The organism is Methylobacterium sp. AC315 (assembly GCF_979253755.1).
The window spans coordinates 40,042-53,340 of sequence record NZ_CEEDEA010000027.1; the positions used below are offsets into that span (position 1 = coordinate 40,042).

The following is a 13,299-nucleotide window of genomic DNA, read 5'->3' on the forward strand; positions in this document are numbered from 1 at the left end:
TCAGGCCCGGAAGCTGTCGCGGGCGTCGCCGTCCGGGGCTTCCGGCGGCAGGCTCGACGACTTGATGAACCGGGCGGCGATCAGGCCGGCCACGAAGGTCCCCACCGCCACCGCTACCGGAGCGCGCCGGGCGAAGGCCTCGGCCTCACCGTAGAAGTCGCCGAGGCTGCGCCGCTCGATCGAGGAGCCGAGCTGCTCGAGGCCGTCGGCGGCGCTGTCGAAGAAGGCGCGCACGTTCGGCTTGTCGCCGAGGTCGCGGCCGGAATTGCGGATCGTCTGCGCCAGCTCGTGGACCGACTGCGCGGCGTCGCCCTTGCGCCGCTCGACGTAGTCCTGGGCCTGGAGTCGCGCCGCATCGATCAGGCCGCGGCCGCGCTCGGCGGCTTCGTCGGCGAGACCTTCGACATCGCCCTGCAGCGCGCGCCACTGGGCGCGCTCGCCGGGGCCATCGTGCAGCGGATCCTTGAGCGGGTCCTTCGGCGCGTCCTGCGGGAACTCGTTGCCGGCCATCTCGAAAACACTCCTCGCGGCGCAGGGATGGTGCCGCTTGCGGCGACCGCGGCCCCCGCGATGGCTGAGTAACCGGTTGGGCTGTCACCGGTTCCGGCCGATCCCGAAGGACCGCTCCGCGCGGGTTCGCGGCCGCCGCTCAGCCGGCGTTCAGGCGCGGTCTGGCAGAACCGCCACGCTTGCACAACGGCGACGCTTCGCCCGCTCTTCAACACGCTCCGGGCTTCCCTTCGCATCGCCTTCGAAGGCTGACCGGACGGGCGTCGGAGGCGTTCGGAACCCGGCGGCCGGCACCGGACAGGGCGGCGATCCTGTCCGGCGCGGCGGCGTGCTCGACTTGACCCGCGCCCGGCTTCACGCTTGGGTTGCTTCGACAAAGGATCGCGCAGGGACTCCGCGCGTTCTGCTATAAGAGAAGTCCCGATGCAGGCGCGGCGCGGTCCTCGACGCGGACCGCGCCCATGATCCGGAGCCGACCCGCGTGGCACGCCTTGTGATCGTATCGAACCGCGTCGCCATCCCCGAGGATGGCGGGAAGGCGGTTGCGGCGGGCGGCCTCGCGGTCGCCGTGAAGGAGGCGTTCACCGCCTACGAGGGGTTGTGGTTCGGCTGGAGCGGCAACATCTCGGAGGAGCCCTCCGAGGAGCCGACGCTGATCGACCGCGGCCGGGTCCAGTACGCCGTCGTCGACCTCTCCCCGCAGGACCACCTGGAATATTACGCCGGCTTCGCGAATCGGGCCCTGTGGCCGATCATGCATTACCGGCTGGGGCTCGGCGCGTTCTCGCGCTCGGATTACGCCGGCTACAGCCGCGTCAACCGCACCTTCGCCCGGGCGCTCGCCAAGCTGGTCGAGCCCGACGACATCATCTGGGTGCACGATTACCACCTGCTGCCGCTGGCCGCCGAGCTGCGCGGCCTCGGGCTCGACAACCCGATCGGCTACTTCCACCACATCCCCTGGCCCGCCGCCGACGTGTTCAACTCGCTGCCGGCGAGCACCGAGCTGCTGCGCGCCATCGTCGATTACGACCTGATCGGCCTGCAGACCGAGGCCGACGTCCAGAACCTGCAGCGCAACCTGGTCGACACCCAGCGGGCGATCCCGCTGGGCGGCGGCTCGCTGATGGTCGACGGGCGCCGCACCCGGATCCGCGCCTTCCCGATCGGGATCGACGTCGCCGGCTTCAAGGAGGCGGCCGAGAAGGCCAACGCCAACAAGGTGGTGCGCGAGACCATCGCGGGCCTGCGCACCCGCAAGCTGCTGATCGGCGTCGACCGGCTCGACTATTCCAAGGGCGTGTCCGAGCGGATGGAGGCGGTGGAGAGCTTCTTCGCCTCGAATCCCGACCAGCGCGGCAACGTCACCTACATCCAGATCACCCCGAAATCCCGCAGCGAGGTGCCGGAATACGAGCAGCTCGCCCGGGACGTGAACGAGAAGGTCGGCGAGATCAACGGCGCGCTCGGCGACCCGGCCTGGACGCCGATCCAGTACATCACCAAGGCCTACCCGCGCCCGGTCCTGGCCGGCCTGTACCGGGCGGCCCGGGTCGGCCTGGTCACGCCGATGCGCGACGGCATGAACCTCGTCGCCAAGGAATACGTGGTCGCCCAGAGCGAGGACGATCCGGGCGTCCTGGTCCTGTCGAAATTCGCCGGCGCGGCCCGGCAGATGCCCGAGGCGCTGCTGATCAACCCCTACGACCGGTTCGAGGTCGCCGAGGCGATCCGCTCCGCCCTGTACATGCCCAAGGCCGAGCGGCTGGCGCGGTGGAAGCCGATGGTCGAGCGCATGACCCGCGAGGACGTGGATTGGTGGGCCCGCAACTTCCTGTCGGAGCTGGAGAACTTCCGCACCATGGAGCGCGAGCCCCCGACCGCCGCCGCGGCCGCCGAGTAGGCGGATCAGGGCGGCAGCCGAGGCGCGCCTCTCCCTTCCCCCTCTGCGGGGGAGGGTGGGCCGGCCGTGAGGCCCGCATCGGGAGACGAGAACCCGGCTTCCCGACAAGGCGCGACCGGCATGACGGGTGAAACCCTGTCCTGCAGCCGTCGCCCTTCTCTCTCGCCCTCTTCCGGGGCCTCCCTCCGCCGCAGAGCTCCGGGTTAGACAGGTCGGAATTTTGATCTCTGCTCAGGGCGGAAGGCTCGGTCTTCCCCTCGTGAAGACCTGACCGATACGGCCGCGCGCCGTCATCCCGGGGCCGTGCAGCGGAGCCCGGGATCCAGAGACGCCGACGTGTCCAGCACTTGCGCCGCCCCTTGAACCGACACTTGCGCCGACCCTTGCGCCGACAGTGGTTCTGGGTCCGGGCTCGCCTCCGGCGCCCCGGAAAGACGACGCGGGTCATCCGATAGGGGGGATCGCTCCTCGGGAGATGGGTCTTCCAACCAGTCTGACCCGCAGCCCGCAAAGGGGGGAGGGAGGGCGCGCGCCCGCTGCGATGCGGCTTCTCCTGCCGCCGGGAAGGATCCGGACTGCGTTCCCCGAACCCGCCGGCCTTTGCGGGGAAGGAAGGGCGCGTGTCATACCTGGACCGAACGCCCCTGCGAGCCGAGCGCCATCCAGAACCCTATGAATGACCGCGCGCCCTCCCATCCCCCCACCTCCCACAAAACCGGACCCCGCCCATGATCGCCGTCGATGACGGGGTGCCGGCGCCGCTCGGCGCGCATTTCGATGGGCGCGGGGTCAACTTCGCCCTGTTCTCCGAGCACGCCACCGCGGTGGACATCTGCCTGTTCGAGCCGGGGGAGCGGCACGAGACCCGCACGGTCCGGCTGCCCTGCCGCACCGACGACGTCTGGCACGGCTACCTGCGCGGGGTGCTGCCGGGCCAGCTCTACGGCTACCGGGTGCACGGCCCCTGGGATCCGGCGAACGGCCACCGGTTCAACGCCTCGAAGCTGGTGCTCGACCCCTATGCCAGGGAGATCCGGGGCCGGATCCGCTGGCACGACGCGCTCTACGGCCACCGCCGGGGAAACGAGAGCCGGATCGACCGGCGGGACAGCGCGGTCTACATGCCCAAGGGGGTGGTCACGGCCCCGGAGGTGCCCGACCTCGCCCTCGCCCCGCTGCGCCGGCCGCTCACCGAGACCGTGGTGTACGAGGCGCACGTCAAGGCGCTGACCCGCACCCATCCCGCCATCCCGGAAGCGGAGCGCGGCACCTACGCGGCGCTCGCCCATCCGGCGATCATCGAGCACCTGGTCAAGCTCGGGGTCACCGCCCTGGAGCTGCTGCCGATCCAGGCCTTCGCGGACGACCGCTTTCTGGTCGAGAAGGGGCTCGTCAATTTCTGGGGCTATCAGCCCCTGGGCTACTTCGCCCCGGATCCGCGCTACCTCGGGGAGGGCGGGCTCGGCGGCCTCAAGGCGGCGATCCGCGAGCTGAACGCCGCCGGGATCGAGACCTGGCTCGACGTCGTCTACAACCACACCGCCGAGGGCGACCACAGCGGCCCGACCCTGTCGTTCCGCGGCATCGACAATGCCAGCTACTACAAGCTCGACCCCGCGGACCGGCGCCGGACGATCGATTGCACCGGCTGCGGCAACACCCTCGATGCGAGCCACCCGCGGGTGATGCAGCTGGTGCTCGATTCCCTGCGCCACTGGGTCACCGCCTACGGCATCGCCGGCTTCCGGTTCGACCTCGCCACCAGCCTCGGGCGCGCGCCGCTCGCCTTCACCCCGCAGGCGGCGTTCTTCCAGGCGGTGGCGCAGGATCCGGTGCTCGCCCGGGTCAAGATGGTGGCCGAGCCCTGGGACATCGGGGAGGGCGGCTACCAGCTCGGCGGCTACCCGCGCGGCTGGAGCGAGTGGAACGACAAGTTCCGCGACGCGGCCCGGGGCTTCTGGAAGGGCGATTCCGGCACCCTGGCGAAATTGACCCAGGGGCTGACCGGCTCGCGCGAGGTGTTCGCCCCGTCCCGGCGCTCGCCGCTGGCCAGCGTCAACTTCATCGCCAGCCACGACGGCTACACCCTGGCCGACACGGTGGCCTACGAGCAGAAGCACAACGCGGCCAACGGCGAGGACAACCGCGACGGCCACGGCCACAACGTCAGCTGCAATTACGGCGTCGAGGGCGACACCGACGACCCGGCGATCCTGGGCGCCCGCGCCCGCCAGAAGCGCAACATGCTGGCCACCGTGATGCTGGCCCAGGGCGTACCGATGCTGCTGATGGGCGACGAGCGCTCCCGCAGCCAGGGCGGCAACAACAACGCCTACGCCCAGGACAACCCGATCAGCTGGATGGACTGGACCAGCGACCCGGACCCGCAGCTCACCGGCTTCGTGGCGAACCTCCTGGCCCTGCGCCGGGCCCAGCCGGCCCTGCGGCGGCGGACCTTCTTCACCGGCGTCCCGGCCACCCCCGAGGCGCCCCTCCGGGACGTGCACTGGCTCGCCCCCGAGGGCACCGAGATGGAGAACCACCACTGGGCCGACGACGGCCTGCAGGTGTTCGGCATGCAGATCGGCAACGACGGGGACGGCGACCGCCTGCTGCTGCTGTTCAACGCCGGGGTGGAGCCCCTCGACTTCCGCCTCGCCCCGGTGATCGGCGGCCCCTGGCAGCCGGCCTTCGACACCGGAGAGGCCGCCGGCACGGTCCCGCCGGGCGCCCCGTCCTACGGGCCGGACGCGCCGGTGCCGCTGCCGGGCCGCTCGGTGCTGGTGCTCACCGCGGCGGGCGTGGGGGCGGGGGTGTCGAGCGGTTGGGTGGCGAGGGGTTGAGAGCAGGCCCCAGTTCGAGCCGGTCGAAGCGAGATGATTGCGCGCGGGGGTCCTGCGCGTTACGTTGCCTGATCATACGATTTGTTGAACGTCATCGGAGCATCGTCATGGCTGGAGATCGTTCGCAGCCGAGGCAGGCCTCAGGGACTGAGACAGCCCTTGCCCCTTCCGTTACCGCTGTCATGGCCCGCGCGCAGGAAAGCGGCCTGACCCGGGGCAAGGCCAGCCGGATCTCCGGACGCGTCGCGCCGGAATTGATCGAACGCGCCAAGGCCCGGACGGGGCTTCACTCCGATACCGCGCTGATCGAGTTCGCGCTCGCCAACATCGCCATCGAGGATGGCTTCGCGGACGTATTCCGCACGCTGCGGGCCTCGGTCGACCCGGAACTCGACCTGAGCTTCTAGCGAGTGGCCTTCACCTTCAAGGCTGCGGAACGGCTGCGTCGGCAGGCACCGAAGACGGCGTTGCAGCGCCGGGACGATACCGCACTGCCCTTCCTGGAGGGGCAGGCGCAGGCGGGCCGTCCCCTCCTGCTCGATACCTGCGTCTACATCGACCAGATGCAGGGGCGGGCGCCGCCCCTGGTCGAGGATCTCCTCGGCATCCGGATCGTGAACCACAGCACTGTCGCCATCCAGGAGTTGATGCACACGGTAGGGGTCCTCGATCCCAAGGACCCTCGCAGCGCCCAGGCCGTCGCGGCAATCGGAACCGCGATCGACGCGATGCCGGCGCACCGGATCTTCACGCCCGACGCCGAGATCCTGGGAAGCGCCGCCGTCTATGCGGGCATGCTCTGCCGGATCCAGGGCTATGCAAAGGACGACCGCATGGGCGCACTCCACGATTGCGTCCTGTTCCTGCAGGCGCTCAAGCTCGGCTTCTGCGTGCTCACGCGCAACCTCAGGGACTTCGACGCCCTGTTGCAACTCCGCCCGGACAGCCAGGTCCTGTTCTATCGAACGTGACCCCACAGCCTACCACTTGGTCCCCCGCGCCATTTTTCGCACGCTGGCCGTCTCATCACGTCGCCATAGCTGCGCTGCGGGAACCGGATCGTGTGCGGGGCCTTCTCCCACGACAATGATCCCTGCCGCGCTTGTCCCTCGGGACGCACGGCCAACGACGAGGACCGTGGCCCGATGCGGCGCGCCCACAGCATGGATTTCGGAGCCGAGATGGTGGGGGGCGGCGTGCGCTTCGCGCTCTGGGCCCCGACCGCCCAGAGCGTCGAACTCGTCGTCGACGGCGTCGCGCATCCGTTGCCGGAATCCGGCGGCGGCTGGCGGCGCACCGCCCTGCCCGGGGTGAAGCCCGGCGCCCGTTACGGATTCCGGGTCGACGGCGACCTCGTGGCGCCGGACCCGGCCTCGCGCTTCCAGCCGGACGACGTCTCGGGCCTCAGCGAGGTCATCGATCCGCGCGCCTTCGCGTGGACGGACGAGGCCTGGACCGGGCGTCCGTTCGAGGAGGCGGTGATCTACGAGTGCCATGTCGGCACCGCGACCCCGGAGGGCACCTATGCCGCCCTGCAGGCGCGCCTGCCCGATCTCAAGGCGCTCGGCGTCACCGCGATCGAGCTGCTGCCGCTCGCCGACTTCAAGGGCTCGCGCAACTGGGGCTACGACGGGGTCCTGCCCTACGCCCCCGACGGCGCCTATGGCCGCCCGGACGACCTCAAGGGCCTGATCGACGCCGCCCACGGGCTCGGGCTGATGGTCTACCTCGACGCGGTCTACAACCATTTCGGGCCGGCCGGGAATTACCTGCACGCCTACGCCAAGACCTTCTTCACCGAGCGCCACCAGACCCCGTGGGGCGCCGGCATCAACTTCGACGGCAAGGAGAGCGGCGCCACCGTGCGGCAGTTCTTCATCCAGAACACCCTGTACTGGCTGGAGGAATACCATTTCGACGGCCTGCGCTTCGACGCCGTCCACGCCATCCTCGACGATTCGCCGCGCCATTTTTTGGCCGAGCTCGGTGAGACGGTCCGCAAGACCTTCCCGGACCGCGACATCCACCTGATGCTCGAGAACGAGGCCAACCAGGCGCGCTGGCTCGAGCGCGACGGCGCCGGGCGGCCGAAGATGCACGACGCGCAATGGGCCGACGACCTGCACCATTGCTGGCACGTGCTGCTCACCGGTGAGGACGCCGGCTATTACCAGAGCTTTGCCGACAAACCCGTCGCGCGCCTGGCCCGCTGCCTAGCGGAGGGGTTTGCGTATCAGGGCGAGCCGTTCGCCACCCTCGACAACCATCCGCGCGGCGAGCCCTCGGCGCACCTGCCGCCGTCGGCCTTCGTGACCTTCCTGCAGAACCACGACCAGGTCGGGAACCGGGCGCTCGGCGAGCGGCTGTCGCATCTGGCCGACCCCGCGAAACTCGACCTCGCCCGGGCCGGGTTCCTGCTGGCGCCGCAGATCCCGATGCTCTGGATGGGCGAGGAATGGTCGGCCTCGACGCCGTTCCTGTTCTTCGTCGACTTCGCCCCGGACGAAGACCTGAACACGGCGGTGCGCGAGGGCCGCCGCCGGGAGTTCAAGAGCTTCGCCGCGTTCGCCGACGACACCTCGAAGATCCCGGATCCCACCGAGCACGAGACCTTCGCGGCCTCCAAGCTCGACTGGTCCGAGCGGGCGCGCTCGCCGCACCGGGAGGTGCTGGCCGAGACCACGCGCCTGCTGGGCCTGCGGCGGGAGGTCGTGGTGCCGCTGGCGAAATCCGGCTACCAGGGCGCCGCCGCCACCCTGCCGCGCGCCGACGTGGTCGACTGCACCTGGCGGTTCGGTGCCGGCACCCTGCGGTTCGTGGCCAATGTCGGCACAGAGGCCTTCGCGGTGGATCCGGGCGGCGCCCGGGTGGTCTGGACCAACGCCCCCGACAAGACCGGACGGGACCTGCCCGCCTGGACCGGCCTGTTCCTGACGGAGCCCCGCTCGTGAGCCCCCTCGAAAAACTCGCCGACCTCGTCGGCGTCGCCTCCGGATACACCGACGCCTTCGGCAAGCCGGTGGAGACCTCCCTGGAGGTCCGGCGCGGCCTGCTGGCGGCGCTCGGCTTCGCGGTCGAGGACGAGGCCGGCATCGGCGAGAGCCTGGCCCAGGTCGAGGCCCTGCGCGGCGGCCTGGTCCCGCCGCTCCTGCCCGTGGAGGCGCGCCGCGCCGCCCGGGTGCCGGTCCGCGTCGCTGACGGATCCCCGCATACGCTGGTCTGGCGCTTGGTGGACGAGCGCGGCGCCGCCCGCGAGGGCCGGGCCAACCTGCAGGGGGCGGAGCCGGGCCAGGGTGCGGGCTTCGAGCTGCCGCCGCTGACCCCGGGCTACCACCGGCTCACCGTCCAGGCCGGCCGGATCCGGGCCGAATCCTGGGTGATCGCCGCGCCCCAGCGCTGCTGGCGCCCGCGGCCCTACACGGAGGAGGGCGCCTCCGACTGGGGCATGGCCGCCCAGCTCTACGGCCTGCGCTCGGCCACCAACATCGGCATCGGCACCTACGCGGATGCCGGCGAGGCCGCCCGCGAGGCGGCGTTGCGCGGGGCGGCGTTCTTGGGGCTCAGCCCGGTCCACGCCCTGTTCGGCTCCGACCGGACCAAGATCTCGCCCTACTCGCCGTCCTCGCGGCTGTTCCTCGAGACGCTGTTCATCGCGCCGCGCAGCCTGCCGGGGCTCGCCGGCTCCCGGGCCGAGGCGCTGCTCGCCGAGCGCGCCGACGCGATCACGGCCCTGCGCGAGGCCGCGCTCGTCGATCACCAGGGCGTGGCCGACGTGCTCGACCCGGTGCTGCGCGCCCTCTGGCTCGAATCCCCGGCCCGGGCCGGCACCGACGCGGACTTCGAGCGCTTCCGCCAGGAGGGCGGCGTCGACCTCGCCGCCCACGCGGTGTTCGAGGCCCTGTCCGAGCATTTCCGGCAGCAGGGCGCCCATTGGCTGGGCGACTGGCCGGAGGAGTACCGCCGCGCCGGCACCGAGGCGGTGGTGGCCTTCGCGGCCGAGAAGGCCGAGGCGGTGGGCTACCACGCGTGGCTGCAATACCTCGCCGACCGCCAGCTCGCGGCGGCCTCCGCGACGGCGCTCACGGCCGGCATGCGGGTCGGGCTCTACCGCGACCTCGCGGTGGGCGCCGACCGGGGCGGCTCCGAGATCTGGTCCCATCCCGAGCGCTTCGCCGACCGGGTTTCGATCGGCGCGCCCCCGGACCTGCTCGCCCCCAAGGGCCAGAACTGGGGCCTGCCCGCCTTCGACCCGCTGGAGATGGAGCGGGACGGCCTCGCGGCGTTCCGGGCCCTGGTCCAGGCCAACATGCGCCATGCCGGCGCGATCCGGATCGACCACGCCTTCCAGCTCGCAAGGCTGTTCCTGATCCCGCTCGGGGCCGGCGCCCATGCCGGCGCCTACGTGGCGATGCCGTTCGAGCCGATGCTGGCGGTGCTGCGGCTGGAGAGCCACCGCAACAAGTGCCTGGTCATCGCCGAGGATCTCGGCACCGCGCCCGAGGGTTTTTCCGACGCCCTGATGCGGGCCGGCGTGCTCAGCTACCGGATCCTGGCCTTCGAGCGGGAAGGGGACGGCCGGTTCAAGGCCCCGTCCGCCTACCCGCGCGACGCGCTCACCGCCATCACCACCCACGACCTGCCGACCTTCGTCGGCTGGTGGCGCGGGGTCGACACCGACACCCGCCAGTCGCTGGGCCTGTACGATCAGGATCGCGCCGAGGCCGAGCGCGGCGAGCGGGTGGTCGAGCGCCGCCGCCTCACCGAGGCGCTGGCCGGGGAGCAGCTCCTGCCGACGGCCGAGCCCCCCGAGGCCGCGCCGTTCGAGGCCGCCGCCCGCTACCTCGCCCGCGCCCCCTCGATGCTGACCGCCGTGCAGTACGAGGACGTGGTCTCGGAACTGGCCCAGGCCAACGTGCCGGGCTCCACCGAGGGCTATCCGAACTGGCGGCGCAAGCTCGACCGGGACCTCGTGGACATCGCCGCCCCCGGGGGACCGCTCGCCAAGCTGGCGGCCTCGCTCTCGGCCGAGTCCCGGGGCCCGCGCTCGGGCTCCGCCCGGCTGGCCGTGCCGCCGCCGCAATCGACCTACCGGCTGCAGTTCCACAAGGACTTCACCTTCGCGGACGCGGAGCGGATTGTCCCGTATCTCAAGAAGCTCGGGATCAGCCACGTCTACGCCTCGCCGCTCCAGAAGGCGCGGCCGGGCTCGACCCACGGCTACGACATCGTCGATCACGGCGCGATCAACCCGGAGCTCGGCGGCGAGGCGGATTTCGTCCGGCTCTCCGAGACCCTGCACGGGCACGGGCTGAAGCTGCTGCTGGACATCGTCCCGAACCACATGGGCGTCGGCGGCTCCGACAACCCGTGGTGGCTCTCGGTGCTCGAATGGGGCTCCCTGTCGCCCTTCGCGGACGCGTTCGACATCGACTGGCAGCGCCTCGGCGCCGGCCGCAACCTGGTGATCCCGTTCCTGGGCGAGCGCTACGGCGAGGCCCTGGAGCAGGGCACGCTGGAGCTGAAGTTCGATCCCGAGGCCGGCGCCTTCAGCGTCTGGCACTACGAGCACCAGCTGCCGATCCGCCCCTTGAGCTATCCGACCATCCTCAACCGGGTGATCGCCGCCATCGGCGCGGTGGACGACGACACCACCGCGGAGCTGCTCGCCATCTCCGAGCGCCTGCGCGCCATGGCGATCGACGCCGACGAGACCCGCCGGACGGGCTTCCCGGAGGAGGCCGAGGGGCTCAAGCGCCGGCTCGCCGAGATCTACGGCGTCTCGCCCCTGATCCAGGAGGCCACCGCCAGCACCCTGGCGCTGCTCAACGGCTTCAAGGGCCGCCCGGACAGCTTCGGGCCGCTGCACCGGCTCCTGGAGGCCCAGGCCTACCGGCTGGCCCATTGGCGGGTGGCCTCGAGCGACATCAACTACCGGCGGTTCTTCGACGTGAACTCGCTGGCGGGCCTGCGGGTGGAGTTGTCCGACATCTTCCACCGCTCGCACGAGACCGTGTTCCGGCACATCCGCGAGGGCCGGATCGACGGGTTGCGCATCGACCACATCGACGGGCTCGCCGACCCGCTGGGCTACGCCCGCGCGCTCCAGGCCGCCGTCGGCCCGGGCTTCTACGTGGTGGTGGAGAAGATCCTGGAGCCCGGCGAGCGGCTGCGGCCCTGGCCGGTGGCCGGGACCACGGGCTACGACGTGCTCAACCAGCTCGACGGCATCCTGGTGGACAAGGAGCGGCAGGGGAAGGTCCGGCGCCTGTACGAATGGGCTTCGGGCTTCGACGAGCCCTACGGGTTCCAGCTCCGGGCCGCCAAGGCCGAGATCCTGGAGATTAGCTTCGCCAGCGAGCTGGAAGTGCTGACCTCCGATCTCAAGGAGGTGGCCGATGCCGACCGGCGCACCCGCGACTTCACCGTCAACGCCCTGCGCCGGGCGCTGATCGAGATCATCGCCCGCTTCCCGACCTATCGCAGCTACCTGCCGCCGGAGCTGGAGGAGGGCGAGGTCGAGCCCGAGGACGTGCGGCTGATCGAGGGCGCGGTCGCCAAGGCCAAGCGCTGGTCGAGCCTGCCGGACCGCTCGGTGCACGATTTCGCCGCCGACGTGCTGCTCGGGCGGATCGAGACCACGGGGCCGGGCCGCCCGGACCCGCGGGTGGCGCTGCGCTTCCGCCGGCGGTTCCAGCAGCTCACCGGCCCGGTCATGGCCAAGAGCCTGGAGGACACGCTGTTCTACCGGTACGCCTGCCTGCTCGGCCTCAACGAGGTCGGCGGCGATCCGGGCGAGTACGGCATCGACGCCGAGCATTTTCACGACCTCCAGATCGCCCGCGCCCGCGACTGGCCGAACGCCATGATCACCACGGCGACCCACGACACCAAGCGCGGCGAGGATGCCCGGACCCGGATGCTTGCGCTCTCCGAGATCCCGGAGGGCTGGGCCGGCGCCTGGGACCTGTGGCAGCGCACCGCCGGGCCGCACCTCGCCCGGATCGACGGCGAGCCGGCCCCGGATGCCAACGACCAGTGGATGTTCTTCCAGGCGATCCTCGGCGCCTGGCCGCTGGAACTGCTGGAGCGGGACGAGACGGCGGCGATCGAAGACTTCCGCGACCGGCTGATCGCCTACGGCGAGAAGGCCATGCGCGAGGGCAAGCGCCGGTCGAGCTGGGTCAACGTCGACGAGGTCTACGAGGGCGCGGTCAAGAAGCTGTTCTCGGCGCTGATCGCCCCGGGCTCGGACTTCCTGCGCGAGCTGCGCCCCTTCGCCCGGCGGCTCGCCCATCTCGGCATGCTGGCGGGGCTGGGCCGCACGGTCCTGAAATGCACCCTGCCGGGGCTGCCCGACACCTACCAGGGCACGGAGGTCTGGGACTTTTCGTTCGTCGATCCCGACAACCGCCGCCCGGTGGATTACCCGGCCCTCGAGCGCATGCTCGAGCAGGGCGGCGCACCGGCCGACCTGCTGCCGCACTGGCCGGACGGGCGGGTCAAGCAGGCGACCCTGGCGCGCCTGCTCGCCGAGCGGGCCGAGCGGCCGGCCTTCTACGCCAGCGCGGCCTACGAGCCGGTCGAGGCCAGGGGCGTCCGGGCGGCCCACGTGATCGCCTACCGGCGGACCGACCCGGGCGAGGAGGGCGGCGACCTGTTCGTGGCGGTGCCGCGCCTGTTCGCCGGCATCGTCGGCGAGGCGGTCTGGTCGGGCGAGGCGTTCGCCGGCACCCGGGTCGATCTCGGGGCGGGCACAATCTGGCGCGACCTCGTCTCGGGGCGGATCGTAGAGACCGGAGGGGAGGGGGCCGATCTCGGCCAGCTCCTGCGCGACCTGCCCTACGCGGTCCTGCGGCGGGAGCCGTGAGGGACGCGGCCGGATCGGCGGATCTCCCGCCCCCCTCTGCCGGCTACGATGTTCACACATTGGCTGGTGGATGTGGGCCAAGACTGACCTCAAGCGCGTCTCCCGCCCCCTCTGCGGGGGCGGGTGGCCCCTGCGTCAGCAGGGGTCGGGAGATGGGAGCGCCGTTTCCGGAAAGC

The 13,299-nt window shown here is 71.4% G+C and carries 7 protein-coding genes; 6 read left to right on the top strand and 1 reads right to left on the bottom strand.

Going from position 1 to position 13,299, the window contains the following annotated elements:
* The gene (locus AC0IY0_RS25720) at positions 1 to 510 is read right to left on the bottom strand and encodes a hypothetical protein (protein ID WP_147909464.1); all 510 of its coding nucleotides are present in this window, start codon (positions 508 to 510) and stop codon (positions 1 to 3) included.
* Positions 511 to 991: 481 nt separating this feature from the next.
* Between AC0IY0_RS25720 and AC0IY0_RS25725 the strand changes: the two genes are divergently transcribed.
* The 6 genes from AC0IY0_RS25725 to AC0IY0_RS25750 all read left to right on the top strand — a co-directional run bounded on the left by AC0IY0_RS25725 (position 992) and on the right by AC0IY0_RS25750 (position 13,123).
* Positions 992 to 2,413, top strand: a complete 1,422-nt coding sequence (locus AC0IY0_RS25725; RefSeq protein ID WP_147909463.1) for an alpha,alpha-trehalose-phosphate synthase (UDP-forming) — start codon at positions 992 to 994, stop codon at positions 2,411 to 2,413.
* Positions 2,414 to 3,141: 728 nt separating this feature from the next.
* Positions 3,142 to 5,256: a glycogen debranching protein GlgX gene (glgX, locus tag AC0IY0_RS25730; protein WP_471766107.1), complete on the top strand. Its 2,115-nt coding sequence runs from the start codon at positions 3,142 to 3,144 to the stop codon at positions 5,254 to 5,256.
* 182 nt (positions 5,257 to 5,438) lie between these two features.
* Complete coding sequence (locus AC0IY0_RS25735) at positions 5,439 to 5,663, top strand: hypothetical protein (protein ID WP_047170722.1); 225 nt, start codon at positions 5,439 to 5,441, stop codon at positions 5,661 to 5,663.
* Positions 5,664 to 5,666: 3 nt separating this feature from the next.
* Entirely contained in the window at positions 5,667 to 6,227 is a 561-nt protein-coding gene (locus AC0IY0_RS25740) for a type II toxin-antitoxin system VapC family toxin (RefSeq protein ID WP_238260649.1), read from the top strand.
* A 174-nt stretch (positions 6,228 to 6,401) separates the two neighbouring features.
* Entirely contained in the window at positions 6,402 to 8,207 is a 1,806-nt protein-coding gene (treZ, locus tag AC0IY0_RS25745; protein WP_419828459.1) for a malto-oligosyltrehalose trehalohydrolase, read from the top strand.
* Positions 8,204 to 13,123 (top strand): malto-oligosyltrehalose synthase, encoded by a 4,920-nt coding sequence (locus AC0IY0_RS25750; protein WP_471766108.1) that lies wholly within the window; start codon positions 8,204 to 8,206, stop codon positions 13,121 to 13,123. The genes treZ and AC0IY0_RS25750 overlap by 4 nt, the downstream gene beginning before the upstream one ends.
* Positions 13,124 to 13,299 lie beyond the last annotated feature (176 nt).

Bases quoted from the DNA above. Each gene is read 5' to 3' on its own strand.
- AC0IY0_RS25720 (WP_147909464.1), bottom strand. From the start codon at position 510: ATGGCCGGCAACGAGTTCCCGCAGGACGCGCCGAAGGACCCGCTCAAG.
- glgX (WP_471766107.1), top strand. From the start codon at position 3,142: ATGATCGCCGTCGATGACGGGGTGCCGGCGCCGCTCGGCGCGCATTTC.
- AC0IY0_RS25735 (WP_047170722.1), top strand. From the start codon at position 5,439: ATGGCCCGCGCGCAGGAAAGCGGCCTGACCCGGGGCAAGGCCAGCCGG.
- treZ (WP_419828459.1), top strand. From the start codon at position 6,402: ATGCGGCGCGCCCACAGCATGGATTTCGGAGCCGAGATGGTGGGGGGC.